This window comes from Actinoallomurus soli, assembly GCF_024055715.1.
GTDB classification, from domain to species: Bacteria; Actinomycetota; Actinomycetes; order Streptosporangiales; family Streptosporangiaceae; genus Actinoallomurus; species Actinoallomurus soli.
The window spans coordinates 115,449-131,016 of sequence record NZ_JAMXMV010000009.1; the positions used below are offsets into that span (position 1 = coordinate 115,449).

15 protein-coding genes and 1 pseudogene are annotated in these 15,568 nt (G+C 74.3%); 12 read left to right on the forward strand and 4 right to left on the reverse strand.

Features of this window, described 5'->3' with window-relative positions; all coding sequences use genetic code 11:
• Nucleotides 1-3: 3 nt before the first annotated feature.
• The 5 genes and pseudogenes from NDW01_RS23020 (at nt 4) to NDW01_RS23035 (ending at nt 3,356) form a co-directional block, all read left to right on the forward strand.
• Nucleotides 4-927 (forward strand): IclR family transcriptional regulator, encoded by a 924-nt coding sequence (locus NDW01_RS23020; RefSeq protein ID WP_252823338.1) that lies wholly within the window; start codon nt 4-6, stop codon nt 925-927.
• 13 nt (nt 928-940) lie between these two features.
• A pseudogene (locus NDW01_RS44415) lies at nt 941-1,066 on the forward strand (hypothetical protein); the annotation flags it as partial.
• A 30-nt stretch (nt 1,067-1,096) separates the two neighbouring features.
• Nucleotides 1,097-2,152 carry an aromatic ring-hydroxylating dioxygenase subunit alpha gene (locus NDW01_RS23025; protein WP_252823339.1) on the forward strand — a complete coding sequence of 352 codons (1,056 nt, stop codon included), beginning with the start codon at nt 1,097-1,099 and terminating at the stop codon, nt 2,150-2,152.
• Nucleotides 2,149-2,343, forward strand: coding sequence for a hypothetical protein (locus NDW01_RS23030; protein WP_252823340.1), 195 nt, complete (start codon nt 2,149-2,151; stop codon nt 2,341-2,343). The genes NDW01_RS23025 and NDW01_RS23030 overlap by 4 nt, the downstream gene beginning before the upstream one ends.
• A gap of 65 nt (nt 2,344-2,408) precedes the next feature.
• On the forward strand, nt 2,409-3,356 hold the full coding sequence (locus NDW01_RS23035) for a PDR/VanB family oxidoreductase (protein ID WP_252823341.1): 948 nt from the start codon (nt 2,409-2,411) through the stop codon (nt 3,354-3,356).
• A gap of 147 nt (nt 3,357-3,503) precedes the next feature.
• Here NDW01_RS23035 and NDW01_RS23040 read toward each other — a convergent pair whose 3' ends face one another.
• On the reverse strand, nt 3,504-4,790 hold the full coding sequence (locus NDW01_RS23040; RefSeq protein ID WP_252823342.1) for an MFS transporter: 1,287 nt from the start codon (nt 4,788-4,790) through the stop codon (nt 3,504-3,506).
• A gap of 79 nt (nt 4,791-4,869) precedes the next feature.
• Between NDW01_RS23040 and NDW01_RS43905 the strand changes: the two genes are divergently transcribed.
• The 6 genes from NDW01_RS43905 to NDW01_RS23070 all read left to right on the forward strand — a co-directional run bounded on the left by NDW01_RS43905 (nt 4,870) and on the right by NDW01_RS23070 (nt 12,282).
• A complete protein-coding gene (locus NDW01_RS43905; protein ID WP_252823343.1) occupies nt 4,870-5,451 on the forward strand; it encodes a CGNR zinc finger domain-containing protein in 582 nt (193 codons plus the stop codon).
• Between the two features lie 82 nt (nt 5,452-5,533).
• Nucleotides 5,534-6,898 (forward strand): hypothetical protein, encoded by a 1,365-nt coding sequence (locus NDW01_RS23050; RefSeq protein WP_252823344.1) that lies wholly within the window; start codon nt 5,534-5,536, stop codon nt 6,896-6,898.
• 114 nt (nt 6,899-7,012) lie between these two features.
• On the forward strand, nt 7,013-8,596 hold the full coding sequence (locus tag NDW01_RS23055) for an MFS transporter (RefSeq protein ID WP_252823345.1): 1,584 nt from the start codon (nt 7,013-7,015) through the stop codon (nt 8,594-8,596).
• Between the two features lie 383 nt (nt 8,597-8,979).
• Entirely contained in the window at nt 8,980-9,822 is an 843-nt protein-coding gene (locus tag NDW01_RS23060) for a nitrilase-related carbon-nitrogen hydrolase (protein ID WP_252823346.1), read from the forward strand.
• A 20-nt stretch (nt 9,823-9,842) separates the two neighbouring features.
• Nucleotides 9,843-11,249 (forward strand): dihydropyrimidinase, encoded by a 1,407-nt coding sequence (hydA, locus tag NDW01_RS23065; RefSeq protein WP_252823347.1) that lies wholly within the window; start codon nt 9,843-9,845, stop codon nt 11,247-11,249.
• A 13-nt stretch (nt 11,250-11,262) separates the two neighbouring features.
• On the forward strand, nt 11,263-12,282 hold the full coding sequence (locus NDW01_RS23070) for a TIGR03842 family LLM class F420-dependent oxidoreductase (RefSeq protein WP_252823348.1): 1,020 nt from the start codon (nt 11,263-11,265) through the stop codon (nt 12,280-12,282).
• Between the two features lie 99 nt (nt 12,283-12,381).
• Here the strand turns inward: NDW01_RS23070 and NDW01_RS23075 are convergent, their stop codons facing one another.
• Nucleotides 12,382-12,771: a phage holin family protein gene (locus NDW01_RS23075; protein WP_252823349.1), complete on the reverse strand. Its 390-nt coding sequence runs from the start codon at nt 12,769-12,771 to the stop codon at nt 12,382-12,384.
• Nucleotides 12,772-12,895: 124 nt separating this feature from the next.
• On the opposite strand from NDW01_RS23075, the gene NDW01_RS23080 reads away from it, so the two are divergent.
• A complete protein-coding gene (locus NDW01_RS23080) occupies nt 12,896-13,069 on the forward strand; it encodes a hypothetical protein (RefSeq protein ID WP_252781447.1) in 174 nt (57 codons plus the stop codon).
• Nucleotides 13,070-13,099: 30 nt separating this feature from the next.
• Here NDW01_RS23080 and NDW01_RS23085 read toward each other — a convergent pair whose 3' ends face one another.
• Together NDW01_RS23085 and NDW01_RS23090 are read right to left on the reverse strand one after the other, a co-directional pair.
• Nucleotides 13,100-14,503, reverse strand: a complete 1,404-nt coding sequence (locus NDW01_RS23085) for a serine/threonine-protein kinase (protein WP_252823350.1) — start codon at nt 14,501-14,503, stop codon at nt 13,100-13,102.
• A gap of 102 nt (nt 14,504-14,605) precedes the next feature.
• Nucleotides 14,606-15,535 (reverse strand): alpha/beta hydrolase, encoded by a 930-nt coding sequence (locus NDW01_RS23090; protein WP_252823351.1) that lies wholly within the window; start codon nt 15,533-15,535, stop codon nt 14,606-14,608.
• Nucleotides 15,536-15,568: the final 33 nt, after the last annotated feature.

Consider the following 15,568-nt stretch of genomic DNA (forward strand, 5'->3'; position numbering starts at 1 on the left):
GGCGTGGAACCGGACTCCGGCCGGCCGTCCCCGCCGGACGCCGGCCGGCCCGGCACCGAACGGGCCGGCGCCCCGGGCGCCGACCGGCCCGGCACGCTGAACACCGACCGGCCCGGCACGCCGGACGCCGAGCGATCCGGCACGTCGGTCGCCGACCGGCTTCTCGGCGTCCTCGGCGCGTTCACGGCCGACCGGCCGGCGCTGTCGCTCAGCGACATCGCCCGCCGGGCCGGCCTGCCGCTGCCCACCGCGCACCGGCTCGTGGCCAGGCTCGTCGCCTGGGGCGCCCTGGAGCGCGGCGCCGACGGCCGCTACCACGTCGGGTTGCGGCTGCTGGAGGTCGCCTCGCTGGCCCCGCGCGGCCTCGCCCTGCGCGAGACCGCCATGCCGTACCTCGAGGACCTGTACGAGGCGACGCACGAGAACGTCCACCTCGCCGTCCGCGACGGCCTGGAGGCGGTGTACGTCGAGCGGATCTCGGCACGCTCGGCGGTCCGCGTGCTCAGCCGGGTGGGCGCTCGCTGGCCGCTGCACGCCACCGCGGTGGGCCTGGTGCTGCTGGCGTACGGCGGCCGGGAGCTGCAGGAGGAGGTGTGCTCCGGGCCGCTGCGGGCCTTCACCCCGTACACCGTCGCCGACCCGGCCGTGCTGCGCCGGATGCTCGCCGAGGTCCGGCGCTGCGGCTGCGCGGTGAGCGACCGGCAGATCACCGATGACGCCATCTCTCTGGCGGCCCCCGTCCGCGGAGCGAACGGCGGCGTGATCGCCGCCGTGTCCGTCGTCGTCGGCGTGCAGGACGCCCGCGTCCCCGCGCTGACGGCGACCGTCCAGGTGGCGGCGGGCGGGATCTCCCGGGCGCTCGGCTGGCGGCCGGGGCTGTCCAGGCGCGGCCTTTCACCGGGCCCGCCTTCACCGGGCCTGCCTTGACCGGGTCGGCCTTCACCGGGCCCGCCTTCACCGGGCCCGCCTTCACCGGGCCTGCCTTGACCGGGTCGGCCTTCACCGGGCGAGCCTTTCACTGGGTGAAAGGGGCGTGGCGGCGACGTCTCCCCGAACGCGAATCTGACGCCACCCGCGCCTACCGAGAGAGGGCCCGATGACGTCTTTCGCGAGGAATCAGTGGTACGTCGCCGCGTACGGCCGGGAGGTCGGCCGTGACCTGCTGGCAAGGACGGTGCTCGGTGAGCCGCTCGTGCTGTACCGCACCGAGGCCGGCGAGGTCGTGGCGCTCGCCGACCGTTGCGTGCACCGGCGGTTCCCGCTGTCGGAGAGCCGGCTGGACGGCGACCGGGTCGTCTGCGGCTACCACGGCTTCACGTACGCCCCGGACGGCGGGTGCGTGTACGTCCCGGGTCAGAAGCGGATCCCGCGCACCGCCCGCGTCGCCTCCTACCCCGTCGCCGAGCAGGACTCGTTCGTGTGGGTCTGGATCGGCGACCGGGCGCTCGCCGACGCCGCCGCGATCCCCGGCGCGCCCTGGCTGGCCGATCCGGAGTGGACGACGGTCAGCGGCATGGAGCCGCTGGACGCCCGGTACGGCCTGCTGGTCGACAACCTCCTCGACCTGTCGCACGAGACGTACCTGCACGGCGGCCACATCGGCACGCCGGAGGTGGCCGAGACCCCGATCACCACCGAGGTCGACGAGGAGGCCGGGATCGTCCGGGTCAGCCGGCACATGAACGGCGCCGAGTGCCCGCCGTTCTACTCGAAGTCGACCGGCATCGAGGGGCGGATCGACCGGTGGCAGGACATCGAGTACCACGCGCCATGCCTCTACCTGCTGCACAGCCGGATCGCGCCCGAGGGCGTGGCGCCCGGTCCGGACGGGGACGACGGCGGCGCCTTCCACGTCGAGATCGTCTACGCCATCACTCCGTCCACCGAGAACACGACGTACGACTTCTGGGCCGTCGCCCGGGACTTCGCCCGCGACGACGAGAAGGTCAGCACGTTCCTGCACGATTCCAACCGCGCGGTCATCATGCAGGACGTCGACGCGCTGAACATCCTGGAGAAGGTCATCGCGACCGAGCCCGACGGTTACCAGGAGCTGAGCATCAACATCGACACCGGCGGCCTGGCGGCCCGCCGGATCCTGGCGCGCCTCGCCGCCGGCGAGCAGGCCCCGGCCGGGACCGTCGCGCGATGACCGGGCGGGAGAGGCCGGTCTACCGGGTGCGCTGGCTGCCGGGCACCGACACGCTCCTGGGCACCTGCCACTGCGGCGCCGAGCGGACGGCCGAGGACCCGGTGCCGCTGTGGGAGTGGCTGCTCGCCCACCCCGACGGCCATCGGGCGCCCGGAGACCAGACCGCGCCGCTCGCCACGGCGGCCGTCTGAGCGCACATACGGGGACGCCGCCGCGGGGTGGCGTCCCCCCTTCACCGAGAGAGGCGACACCGATTGTGAACGACGAGACCGAGGTCGTCGTCGCCGGACGGGACCGGGCCGCCGACGGCGTGGTCCGCCTGACCCTGCGCCGCCCCGACGGCGGGCCGCTGCCCGCCTGGGCGCCGGGCGCCCACGTCGACCTGCTGCTCGACGGCGGCGGCCTGATCCGGCAGTACTCGCTGTGCGGATCGCCGGAGGACCGGACGGCCTGGCGGATCGCCGTCCTGCGCGAGCCCGCCGGCCGGGGAGGGTCGGCGTACGTCCACGACCAGCTCCCGGTGGGCGCGCGGCTGCGGGTGCGCGGGCCGCGCGGCAACTTCCCGTTCCGGGCCGCCGAACGCTACCTGTTCATCGCGGGCGGCATCGGCATCACGCCCCTGCTGCCGATGGTGGCGGCCGCCGATCGGGCCGGCGCCCGGTGGCGGCTGCTGTACGGCGGCCGCACCCGCGCGTCGATGGCCTTCCTCGACGAGCTCGCCGGCTACGGCGACGCGGTGAGCGTACGGCCGCAGGACGAGACGGGGCTGCTGGACCTGGACGCGTTCCTGTCCGAACCCGACGACCGGACCCTCGTGTACTGCTGCGGCCCGGAGCCCCTCCTGGCGGCGGTCGAGGAGCGGTGCCGTACCGGGTGGGCGCCGGGCGCCCTCCAGGTCGAGCGCTTCCACCCCAGGGAGACCGGCACGACGGTCGACGCCGCGTTCGAGGTGGTGCTCGCGCGGTCCGGGCGGACGCTCACCGTGCCGGCCGGCGGCAGCGTCCTGGAGACCGTCCGGTCCGCCGGGGTCGAGGTGCTCTACTCCTGCACGGAGGGCACGTGCGGCACCTGTGAGACCGACGTCCTGGAGGGCGAGCCCGACCACCGCGACTCGGTCCTCACCGAGGAGGAGCGGGCGGGCGGCGAGACGATGATGATCTGCGTGTCCCGGTCACGCGGCCCGCGCCTGGTCCTCGACCTGTGAGAATCGGCCCGCCGCGCCGGGACCGGCGGCCCGGTCCTCGGCTCGTGGGGATCAGCCCGCGCCGCCGCGGCCAGCGGCCCGGCCTTCGACTCGTGAGGATCAGCCCGCGCCGCCGCGGCCAGCGGCCCGGCCTTCGACTCGTGAGGATCAGCCTGCGGCGCGGCGCGCCGGGACCGGCGGGTCGGCCGGGCGCCGCGCCGGGTTCCCGAGCTCTCGCCGGTCGCGCTCCCACCGCTCGCACGCCAGGCGGTCCGCGCCGGCGGACAGGAGGGCGACGGCCCCGGCTCCGGCGCACAGCAGGAGCAGCGTACGGCCGCCGAGTCCCGCCATCGCGCCGGCCGCGGCGGACCCGACCGAGGACACCGCGACCTTCAGCCCGGCGCTGGTGACGAACACCTGCGCGCGTGCGGCGGCCGGAGCGTACGCCGTGCGGGCGGTCAGCGTCGCGGTGAAGGACAGCGCGTTGGCGACGCCGATGAGGGCGAAGCCGGCGAGTGCCAGGGGGAATCCGGGCGCCAGCGCGCCCAGGGCGGTCGTCACGGCCAGGACGGCGAACAGCCGGAGCGCGAGCCGTTCGGGCTCTCCGCGCAGCGGGAAGATCGTCACGAGCAGGGAGCCGCCGAGGTTGCCGAGCCCGTACGCGACGGTCAGGGCGGCGCCCGCGCCGGGCCGGCCGGTCAGATGCGGTCCGAGCACGGCCGCGATGACCGGCAGCGCGCCGAGGCCGAGCGCGCCCAGCAGGGTCAGCGTGGTCACCCGCCGCAGGGGCGCCGACCTGACCAGCACGCCCATGCCCGCCAAGACGCCCGGCGCACGGTCCGTGGACGCGTCGGTGGAGCGTTCCAGCGGAAGGGTCGGCGTGAGCGCGGCGGCGAGGGCGGCCGCTCCGCTCAGCCCGAGCATCGCGGTCAGGGGGCCGAACAGCCCCGCGAGTCCGGCGACCGCGGCGGGGCCGGCCGTGCCACCGATGCCGTACGTCAGGGCGTCCCAGCCCTGCGCGCGGCGCCGGGCCGCACCGTCCGCTCCGGACGTGCCCGGCAGCCGGCTGCTCAGCCCGCCGGTGAGGAGGGGGCCGCAGCAGCCGGCGACCGCCACCGCCGCGACCGCCGCCCAGACGGGGGCGTGGCCCAGCAGCAGCGACCCGGTCGCCAGCGCCGCCGCGTAGACCAGGAACGCCGTCGCGAGCACCCGGCGGGCGTCGCGGGCGCGGTCCAGCCGGCGGGCCGTCCAGGGCCCGACCAGGTGTGGCGCGCTCAGCGCGCCCGCCAGGAGGCCGCCGGTCGCGGCGGCCCCGGGGATCCGGAGCCCCGGATCCATGGCGAGAAGGACGAGCCCCACGGCCGCTCCGCCGTCCGCGCCCCGCGCGAGGACCGCCGCCGGCACGTACCGGACCAGTCCCCTGGCGACCTGACCGTCGGTGCGTCCGGCGCTCACGGCCTCATCTCCTCGCGTCACCGTACAGTGTGGTGACGCCACGGTGGCACGGACTCGCGTCACCGGTCAATATGGTGACGTGTTCGCCTTTCTCAGCGGTCGGCCCTGCCTCGACCTCACGACGACGCTCCAGGTCCGCCACCGCACGCCCGTCGAGACCCTGCGGTCCCCCCAGGACGCCCGCGACTGGATCGAACAGGCGGGGCTGGCCGAGGAGGTCGCCGTCGGCGACGACGGCCTCGTCCGGCTCCGGGAGCTGCGCGAGGTGATCCACCGGCTCGCCCGCGCGGCGCTCGGCGCGACCTGCCCCGATCCGGCCGACGTACGGCGGCTCAACGACGCCGCGGCACACCCGCCGACGGTGCCTCGCCTGACCGGCGGCGCCGCACGGCACCGGGGCGACCTCGACCAGGTCCTCTCCACGATCGCCCGGGACGCGATCGACCTGCTGGCCGGACCGTACGCCGGCCGTATCCGCGAGTGCGCGCACGCGGACTGCAGCCGGCTCTTCCTGGACGCCTCCCATGCCGGGCGCCGCCGCTGGTGCGGGATGGCGGCGTGCGGCAACAAGTCCAAGTCGGCCGCCTACCGCCGGCGGACACGCGGCGGCGCGGATCACCAGGCGACGCGGCCGTCCGATGAACATTCGGCACACTCTTGACGACGGAAAAAATACGGCCCTACATTCGAGCCGTTCGCTCATGTGTCCCACGACACATGCCCCCCGAGAACGGAGCGCTTCCGTGCCTCGACGCCTCCTACGCATCCCCACGGCCGTCGCCGCCGCCGCAGCCCTCGGCGCGACCGCCCTGACCGGGACCGCCTCCGCCGCGGCGGCCCCCGCCCCCTCCCACCTGACCGGCACCCTCGCCGACGGCGCCACCTGGATCGCCGACGTGCCGGCCGGCTGGAACGGGACGCTCCTGCTGTTCAGCCATGGTTACGGGCCGACCGTGGCGCAGGACGCCCCGTCCGACGAGGCCCGCACCGCCCTGCTCGGCGAGGGCTACGCGCTCGCCGGCTCCTCGTACGATCCGCACGGCTCCTGGTGGGCGCTGAACAGCGCCGAACGCGACCAGTTCGCCACCCTGGACGCCTTCACCCGCACGGTCGCCCGCCCGTCCCGGACCCTGTCCGTCGGAGAGTCGATGGGCGGGCTGGTCAACGCCCAGATCGCCCGCGACGGGAGAGGCCGCGTGGCCGGCGCCCTCGGGCTCTGCGGGCTGGTGGCCGGCGGGGTCGACCTCGACGACTACCAGTTGGACGCCGAGTACACGATCGCCTCCCTCCTGCTGCCCGGCCAGGACGTGAGGCTCACCGGCTTCGGCAGCGCGGACGAGGCCGCCGCGACGGCGCAGCGGCTGACCGGCGCGGTCACCGCCGCCCAGGCCACCCCTCAGGGACGGGCCCGGATCGCGCTCGCCTCCGCGTACCTCAACCAGAGCGACTGGGCGCCCGGCCAGAACCCGCCCGCCGCCGGCGACGCCGACGGGCAGGAGGCCCAGCAGTACGCCTGGCTCGGCCAGGGGGTGCTCGCGTTCATCGAGAACGGCCGCTGGTCCGTCGAGCAGTCGGCCGGCGGCAACACCTCGGGGAACGCCGGCCTCGACTACGCGGCGCTGCTGCGCGCGTCCGAGCACGCCCCCGAGGTCCGCGCCCTGTACCGCGAGGCCGGCCTGGACCTGCGCACCGACCTCAGCACGCTGACCAGAGGGGCGCACCTGACGGCCGACCCGAAGGCGCGCCGCGCGCTGCGGGAGACCTCCACGGCGGGGCAGCGCCTGGCGGTGCCGCTGCTCGACCTGCACACCACGTCCGACCAGCTCGTCCCCGTCGAGCAGGAGTCCGCGTTCGCCGCGCGGGTCCGGGCGGCCGGTGACCGCACGCTGCTCCGGCAGGCGTACGTCGCCCGTCAGGGTCACTGCGCGTTCACCACCGCCGAGATGGTCGCGGGCGTGCGCGCGATCGACCATCGCGTCGCGACCGGTCGCTGGGACCGGGTCGCCGAACCCGCGTCCCTGCAGCGGGCCGCACAGTCCCTGAACCTCGGCGGCGCCGCCTTCGTCACCTACCGGCCCGGCCGGCTCGTCGGCGTCCGCGCCTCCTGACCCGCGCCGTCCCCTTCCTCCCCCGTCCGCGCTCCTCCCGTCGCCCTCCCATCCGCTCGTCCGCGCGCCTCCGGCCCGCGCCGTTTCCAACCCCTCCGACCTCCGGGAACACCCATGTCGCATCGCGAACCCACGGACCCCGGGCCGGCCAGGCTTCCGCTCGGCACGCTCATCGCCGGCTGCCTCGCCGTCTGTCTCGCCCAGATCGCCCTCGCCATCCCCGCCACCCTGAACGGCCTGTTCCAGGAGGACCTGCACCCGATCGGCTCGCAGCTCACCTGGATCTCCGACGCCTTCCTGCTGCCGGTCACCGTGCTGGAGCTGACCTTCGGCGTTCTCGGCGACCTCTTCGGCCGCAAGCAGTTGCTGGTCGGGGGCTCGCTCCTGATCGTCGTCGGTGAGATCGTCGCCGCCGCGAGCGACGGCGTCCACCTGCTGTGGGCCGGGCAGGCCATCGCCGGGCTCGGCGCGGCCGCGCTCTTCCCGACCTCCCTCGCCATGGTGGCCGCCGGGACCCGCACCCATCAGGCGCGGTCCCGGGCCATCGCCATCTGGGCGGCGTCGCTGTCCACCGGCGGCTTCATCGCCCCGGTGCTCGGCGGCATCACCGGCAACTACGGGTCCTGGCGGTGGGCCTTCGTCGTCGTGACGCTGATCGCCGCCGTCAGTACCCTGGTCAGCCTGCTGCTGGCCGCGAACTCCAGCGCGCCCGAGGGCCGCTCCCTGGACCTGGGCGGCCAGGTCACGATCGGCATCGGCCTGTTCGCGCTGCTGTACGCCGTCATCCAGGGGCCCACCGACGGCTGGGGTTCCGGCCCGGTGGTGACGGCGTTCGTGATCGCCGCGGTCTTCGTCGTGCTGTTCGTCGTCGCCGAGCGCCGGGCCCGCTCTCCCCTGCTGCGGCTCGACCTGTTCAAGAACCGGGCGTTCGCCATCGCGTCGTTCGTGGCCGTGGTCGGCATGTTCAGCTTCCTCGGCACGGCGTACGCGGCGAGCATCCGGCTGGGCCCGATCCAGCACCAGAGCCCGATGCGCTCCTCGGTGGCCTTCCTGCTGCTCAACGGCCTGGCCCTGGTGATGCTCCCCCTCACCTCCCGGCTGCTCGACCGGCTGGCCGGCCGCTGGATCCTCACGATCGGCCTGGCGCTCATGGCGGCCGGCGACTTCACCGCCGCGACCCTGCCCGTCTCCGACCGGGCGCTGACCTCGCTCATCCTGCCGCTGGGCCTGGTGGGCGTCGGCTTCGCGCTGACCGTCTCCTCCATCACCGCGACCGCCGTGAACACGGTGCCGATCCACTACGCCGGCATGGCCAGCGCCGCTACCAGCCTGCTGCGCGACTTCGGGTTCACGCTGGGCCCCGCGGTGATCGGCGCGATCGCGCTCAGCCGGGCCGCGTCACAGTTCACCGCGGACCTGGCCCATTCGACGCTGAGCCCGGCGGTCAAGGCCGCCGCCGGACACGTCGCCGCCGAGGGCGGGCCGCTCGCGGTGAACTCCGTTCCGCCCTCCTCCCCGCCCGGCGGCGCGGGGCCCCTCGCGTTCGACGCCCTCGGGCACGGCTACACGATCGGCTTCGTCGTCTGCGGGGCGGCCGCGCTCGTGTCCTGTCTGCTCGCCCTGGTCGCCCTGCGGGGCGGGGTCCGGGAGGAGGTCACCGAGCAGCCGCCGGCCCAGGAGGCCGCCGCCACCGCCTGACCGACGAACGCCCGTCACCACCTGACCGGCGAACGCCCGTCACCGCCTGACCGGCGAACGCCCGTCATCACCTGATCAACGGCTCGTCCGGCGCCGCCGGGCAGCGGAATCGCCGAGCCGACGGGGCCGTCGCCCACCTGTTCCGGGTGGGCGACGGCCCCGCGCATGAAGGCGGCCGAAACGCGGAATTCACTCATCGAGCGCCTCGTCGTGACACTTCCGTGAACGGGCGTCGGCGCAGGTGACGAGGTGCAACGCGGCCACCGGATCCCGTTACACCGTGGCACTGTACGACGCGCCCAACGGCTCGTAGCGTCAGCCGACATGAGGGCGGGGAGCCCACTCCCTCCCTGCCGTTCACGCTTTCCGATGGGAGAGATCCGATGAGCCCGATCGTGCGCGCGGCCCTGGTCCAGGCGACCTGGACGGGTGACACCGAGACGATGATCGCCAAACACGAGGAGCACGCCCGCGCGGCCGCCGCGCAGGGCGCGAAGATCATCGGCTTCCAGGAGGTCTTCAACGCTCCGTACTTCTGCCAGGTGCAGGATTCCGAGCACTACCGGTGGGCCGAGCCGGTGCCGGACGGCCCGACCGTGCGGCGCATGCGCGAGCTCGCCCGCGAGCTCGGCATGGTGATGGTCGTCCCCGTCTACGAGATCGAACAGTCGGGGTTCTACTACAACACCGCCGCCGTCATCGACGCCGACGGCACCTTCCTCGGCAAGTACCGCAAACACCACATCCCCCAGGTCAAGGGCTTCTGGGAGAAGTTCTACTTCCGGCCCGGAAACCTCGGCTGGCCGGTCTTCGACACGGCCGCCGGCCGCGTCGGCGTCTACATCTGCTACGACCGGCACTTCCCGGAGGGCTGGCGCGCCCTCGGCCTGGCCGGCGCCCAGCTCGTGTACAACCCGTCGGCCACGCACCGGGGCCTGTCGTCGTACCTGTGGAAGCTGGAGCAGCCCGCCGCGGCGGTCGCCAACGAGTACTTCGTCGCCGCGATCAACCGGGTCGGCGTGGAGGAGTACGGGGACAACGACTTCTACGGCACCAGCTACTTCGTCGACCCGCGCGGGCAGTTCGTCGGAGAGGTCGCCTCGGGCAAAGAGGAGGAGCTCGTCGTCCGCGACCTGGACTTCGGCCTGATCGACGAGGTGCGGCAGCAGTGGGCGTTCTACCGGGACCGCCGGCCGGACGCCTACGGCCCGCTGACCGACAAGTGACCCGGAGAGGAGCCGACCGCATGGGGACCACCGTGATCCGCGGCGGACTGGTGATCACCGCCGCCGAGGAGACGAACGCCGACGTCCTCGTCGAGGACGGCCGGGTCACCGCGCTCGCCGCGCACGACAGCGACGTCGCCCGCGTGTGGGCGGAGTCCGCCGGCCGCGTCATCGACGCGACCGGCAGGTACGTCATCCCGGGCGGCGTCGACGCGCACACCCACATGGAGATGCCGTTCGGCGGGACGTACGCCGTCGACACGTTCGAGACCGGCACCCGCGCCGCCGCCTGGGGCGGGACCACCACGATCGTGGACTTCGCCGTGCAGACCGTCGGCGAGTCGCTGCGCGCCGGGCTGGACGCCTGGCACGCCAAGGCCGACGGGAACTGCGCCGTCGACTACGCCTTCCACATGATCCTCTCCGACGTCACCGAGGACACGCTGAAGGAGATGGACGCCCTGGTCGACGAGGGCGTCACCAGCTTCAAGCTCTTCATGGCCTACCCCGGCGTCTTCTACAGCGACGACGGCAAGATCCTGCGCGCCATGCAGCGCGCCGCCGGGAACGGCGGCCTGGTCATGATGCACGCCGAGAACGGCATCGCGATCGACGTGCTGGTCGAGCAGGCCCTGGCCGCCGGCCGTACCGACCCCCGCCACCACGGCGAGGTCCGCCACGCGCTGCTGGAGGCCGAGGCCACGCACCGCGCGATCCAGCTGGCGCGCGTCGCCGGGGCGCCGCTGTACGTCGTGCACGTCTCGGCGATGGAGGCGGTCGCCGAGCTCGCCCAGGCCCGTGACCTGGGCCTGCCCGTCTTCGGGGAGACCTGCCCGCAGTACCTCTTCCTGTCCGCCGACAACCTCGCCGAGCCGGACTTCGAGGGCGCCAAGTACGTCTGCTCCACGCCGCTGCGCCCGAAGGAGCACCAGGCGCACCTGTGGCGGGCGCTGCGGACCGACGACCTGCAAGTCGTCTCCACCGACCACTGCCCGTTCTGCTTCAAGGGCCAGAAGGAGATGGGCCTGGGCGATTTCTCGAAGATCCCCAACGGATTGCCGGGCGTCGAGAACCGCATGGACCTGCTGCACCAGGCGGTGGTCGACGGCCACATCTCGCGGCGCCGCTGGATCGAGATCGCCTGCGCGGCCCCGGCCCGCATGTTCGGCCTGTACCCCCGGAAGGGGACGATCGCGCCGGGCTCGGACGCCGACATCGTGATCTACGATCCGGACGCCGCCCAGGTCATGTCCGCCGAGACCCACCACATGAACGTCGACTACTCGGCGTACGAGGGGCGGACCGTCACGGGCCGGGTCCAGACGGTCCTGTCCCGCGGCGAGGTCGTCGTCGACGACCGTTCCTACACCGGCCGGGCCGGTCACGGCCGCTTCATCGCCCGCGAGACCTGCCGGTACCCCGGTTGAGAAAGGCCGCCTCATGGACTTCGGACTCGTCCTGCAGACCGATCCGCCCGCCTCGGCCGTCATCGAGCTGATGCGCCGCGCCGAGCGATGCGGCTTCACGTACGGCTGGACGTTCGACTCCGCCGTGCTGTGGCAGGAGCCGTTCGTCATTCACAGCCAGATCCTCGCGCGGACCGAGCGCCTGATCGTCGGCCCCATGGTCACCAATCCCGGCACCCGTACCTGGGAGGTCACCGCCTCGACGTTCGCCACGTTGAACTCGATGTTCGGGAACCGGACGATCTGCGGCATCGGCCGGGGCGACTCCGCGATGCGCGTGGCGGGCCGCCGGCCGAACTCCCTGGCCGTGCTCGAGGAGGCGATCCACGTGATCCGGGAGCTCGCCGAGGGGCGTACGGCGGAGGTCGACGGCACGCCCATCCGCATCCCGTGGGTCGAGGAGGGCGCCCGGCTGCCGGTCTGGACGGCGGCGTACGGGCCCAAGGCCCTCGCCCTGACCGGCGCCAAGGCCGACGGCTTCATCCTGCAGCTCGCCGACGTGTACCTCACCGAGTGGATGGTCAAAGCGGTGCGGGACGCCGCGGCCGCCGCCGGCCGCGACCCCGCCGACGTCACGATCTGCGTCGCCGCTCCGGCGTACGTCACCGGCGACGACTCCCCCGAGGCCCTGGCGCACGCGCGGGACCAGTGCCGGTGGTTCGGCGGCATGGTCGGCAACCACGTCGCCGACCTCGTGAGCAGGTACGGCGAGTCGTCCTCCCTGGTGCCCGCGGAGCTGACCGACTACATCAAGGCCCGTCAGGGCTACGACTACGCCCACCACGGCCGTTCGGGCAACCCGGACGCCGCGTTCGTCCCGGACGAGATCGTCGACCGGTTCTGCCTGGTCGGCCCGGCCGAGGCGCACATCGACCGGCTGCGGAGGCTGCGGGCGCTCGGCGTCGACCAGTTCGCCGTCTACGACATGCACGACGCCAAGGAGAGAACGATCGACGCCTACGGCGGGACCGTCATCCCGGCCCTGACCGGCTGACCCGCCCGACCGCCCGGCCGGCACGCCCGAACCGCCCGGCCGGCATGCCCACCCGGCCGGCATGTCCGAAGGCGTGACGGTCCGGGTGGCCACGGCCCGTCACGGCAGGGCCCGGTCGACGATGTCGAGGGCGTCCTCCTTGATCCTCGTGGTCGACTCCTTGGACACGAGCGGGAACGCCTGCCGCAGCTCGCGCCGGCCGACCACCGCGAGCGCGCCTCCGGCGGAGATCAGGCCGCCGCCCACCGTCAGCGCGGCGGCCCACATCGGCAGCCTCCGGGACAGTGCGGCGACCGAACCGGCCACGACCGCGCCCGTTCCGTAGGCGATCAGAGCGCCCCCGCCGCCGAGCAGCACCATCCCGCTCTTGGCACGCCCAGCGTTCTCGACCATCTCCTTACGGACGACCGCCATCTCGTCACGGACCAGGTGGACCGTCTGTGCCGTCACGTCCTGCAGGAGCTCGGACATCGATTCGTCGTCGGCCATCGCCGCCTCCTCACGTGTTTTACCCGAGCGCTACCCGGCACCGATGCGGAGTAACGCGCCCGGCTCGTACGGACGCCGTCCTGCGGGTATGGCCGTGACCAGGAACTCCGGAAGGAGGAGTGACATGTCGCTGTTCCTGGCCCTCATCCTCGTCGCGATAGCCCTCGGCATCTCCGGATGGGTGGTGAAGGGCCTCTTCTTCCTGTTGATCATCGGAATCGTGGTGTTCCTGGCCGACATGATCCTCGGCGGAATCCTGCTCGGCCGGCGCCGCGGCCGGCCCCGCGCCGTACGCTGACGCCGGCCCGCCCGGCGGGGAGCGGCCGGGTCAGTCCTTGCCGTGGTTCTTGCCCTTGCCCTTCGCCCTGCCCTTGGGCTCACCGGCCTTCTCCTTGCCGGGAGGGGCCGGCCGGCGGACGACGGCTCGCGTCCGCTCCGCGGATCCGCCGGTACCGGGGGACGTGGGGCGCGCGGTCCGGCGTGGTGCCGAGGGCGTCGTGAGGGTACGGGCCGCGTAGACCGTGACCGTCGTGCCGACGGCCATCTCCCCGGAGGGGGTGAGCCCGACCACCGTGCCGGAGCTCCGTCCCGGGACCACCTGGTGCCGGACGCTGACCCGCAGGCCCAGCCGCCGCAGCGCCTCCACGACGGAGTCCAGGCGGTGCCCGTAGTAGTCGGTGGGATCGACGGTGACCGTCCGGCGGGGCCGGGCCGACGGCGCGCCGCCGGTCTGCGCGCGTGCCGACCGCACGGCGGACGGGCTGCGCAACGCCCACCCGCTCGCTCCGGTGAGCGCCGCGGCGGCGACCGCTCCGACGCCGAGGAGGAGGGCCCGCCGGTGCGGCGAGGCGGGGACCTCGGCCGTGCCCGCGGCGGTCGACGGCTCATCCTCGGCGGCGAGGACGGGGCCGGGCGGCGCGGCGACCACCGCCGGGTCGTCGCGCAGCCGCCGGGCCCACTCGGCGACGGCGACGGCGTCCGGCCGGGCCGCGGGGTCCTTGGCGGTGAGCGCCTCCACCAGGGCGCGCACGGGCTCGGGGACGCTGTCGGGAAGCGGCGGGACGGGGCGGTCGCGGTGGGCGATGGCGACCGCCAGCGCGTCATCGCCCTGGAACGGCGGCCGCCCGGCCAGGCACTCCCAGGCGATCACGCCCAGGCTGTAAAGGTCGCCGGCGGGTGTCACGCCGTACCCGGCCGCCTGCTCGGGCGCCAGGTACAGCGGGGTGCCGATCACCTCGCCGGTGCGGGTCAGCCGGAGCGTCTCGGGCCCGCGCGCGATGCCGAAATCGGTGATCTTCACACTGCCGTCCGGGCGGATGAGCAGGTTCGCCGGCTTCATGTCGCGATGAACGAGCACGGCCGCGTGGACGCACGCCAGGCCCTCGGCCGCCTGCGCGACGATCTCGACGACGCGGCGAGGCGGCAGCGTGCGCGCACGGGCGAGCACGGCCGACAGCGGCTCCCCGTCGATGAGTTCCATGACGAGGTACGGCCGCTGGTCCTCCCGGCCGTCACCGTAGTCGTAGACCTCCGCGAGGCGCGGGTGGGACAGGGCCGCCAGGTGCCGTGCCTCCAGCCGGAGCCGCTCGCGGTACTCCTCGCTCTCGGCGTGCTCCGGGCGCAACATCTTGACGGCCACCGTGCGGTCGAGCGCGGTGTCCTCCGCCCGCCAGACCTCGCCCACACCCCCGGCCGCCAACCGCTCGCACAACCGGTAACGCTCTCCGACCACTCTCGGCACCACGGTAGGCATGGGACTCCGCCTACCCGTCTCTGTCCGGAAAACACCGATAACCTGCATCACACGTGGTACGCCGGGTTTTCGGTGGCGTGATCAGCGTCCGAGCAGGCCCGTCAGCGCGTCGAGGACCGTGGGCCAGGCGCCGGACAGCGGGTCGATCAGCGCCAGATGGCCGGTGCCGGGAAGCTCGATCCGGGTGCAGGCGTCTCCCGCCGCCCGTGCCGCGTCGGCGTACCGGCGCGACTGCTCGACCGGGACGTCCTCGTCCGCCGTCCCGTGTACCAGCACGGACGGGATCGAGGACGGGAGCAGCGCCAGCGGATCGGCGAGCGCGGCGCGCTCGGGCAGGTCGCCGGCGGGCCCGCCCAGCAGGTCGTCGGCGGCCCCGTCGCTCAGGCCCTGGCGCGAGGCGAGTTCGAGCGCCGCCACCGGCGCCAGCGCGAGCACTCCGCGCAGCGGCGGCGCCGCCGGGAGACGCCAGGGGGCGCACGCGGGAAGGCGCGCCCGTGACGCGGCCCACAGCGCGAGGTGACCGCCCGCCGAGTGGCCCAGCAGCACGACGTCACCGATCCCGCCCGGAACGACTCCGGCCGCGAGCGCGGGAACGGCGTCGACGGCCCGGGCGACGTCGTCGAAGGTGCCCGGCCAGCCGCCGCCGTCCTGCCCCACGCGGCGGTACTCGACCGCGGCGGTGGCGAAGCCGCGGGCGGCGAGGTCGTCGGCCATCGGCCCGGTGTGCGCCCGGTCGTACCGGGCACGCCAGAACCCGCCGTGCACGATGACGACCAGCGGCGCCGCCGCACTCGCGCCGTTCCGGGGGAACCGCAGGTCGGCGACCTGGTCCGGCAGGTCGCCGTACGCGACCGTCGCGTCCGGCGTGGAGGCGCGCCGGGTCAGCACGCCGGACGGCCCCCCGGCAGGCGCGCCGGAGGACACGGCGGAGGACGCGGCGGAACGCGCCCCGGCGGACACGGCGGAAGGCTCGGCCGGACTCGTGCGCCGGCCGCCTCTGATGTCGTTCACCCCTCACCTGTACCGAGGTCACGACCGTCCCGG

What these genes read in the sequence shown, in the direction of transcription:
- NDW01_RS23025 (WP_252823339.1), top strand. Translation starts at nt 1,097, where the DNA reads ATGACGTCTTTCGCGAGGAATCAGTGGTACGTCGCCGCGTACGGCCGG.
- NDW01_RS23030 (WP_252823340.1), top strand. Translation starts at nt 2,149, where the DNA reads ATGACCGGGCGGGAGAGGCCGGTCTACCGGGTGCGCTGGCTGCCGGGC.
- NDW01_RS23055 (WP_252823345.1), top strand. Translation starts at nt 7,013, where the DNA reads ATGTCGCATCGCGAACCCACGGACCCCGGGCCGGCCAGGCTTCCGCTC.
- NDW01_RS23060 (WP_252823346.1), top strand. Translation starts at nt 8,980, where the DNA reads ATGAGCCCGATCGTGCGCGCGGCCCTGGTCCAGGCGACCTGGACGGGT.
- hydA (WP_252823347.1), top strand. Translation starts at nt 9,843, where the DNA reads ATGGGGACCACCGTGATCCGCGGCGGACTGGTGATCACCGCCGCCGAG.
- NDW01_RS23070 (WP_252823348.1), top strand. Translation starts at nt 11,263, where the DNA reads ATGGACTTCGGACTCGTCCTGCAGACCGATCCGCCCGCCTCGGCCGTC.
- NDW01_RS23075 (WP_252823349.1), bottom strand. Translation starts at nt 12,771, where the DNA reads ATGGCCGACGACGAATCGATGTCCGAGCTCCTGCAGGACGTGACGGCA.
- NDW01_RS23080 (WP_252781447.1), top strand. Translation starts at nt 12,896, where the DNA reads ATGTCGCTGTTCCTGGCCCTCATCCTCGTCGCGATAGCCCTCGGCATC.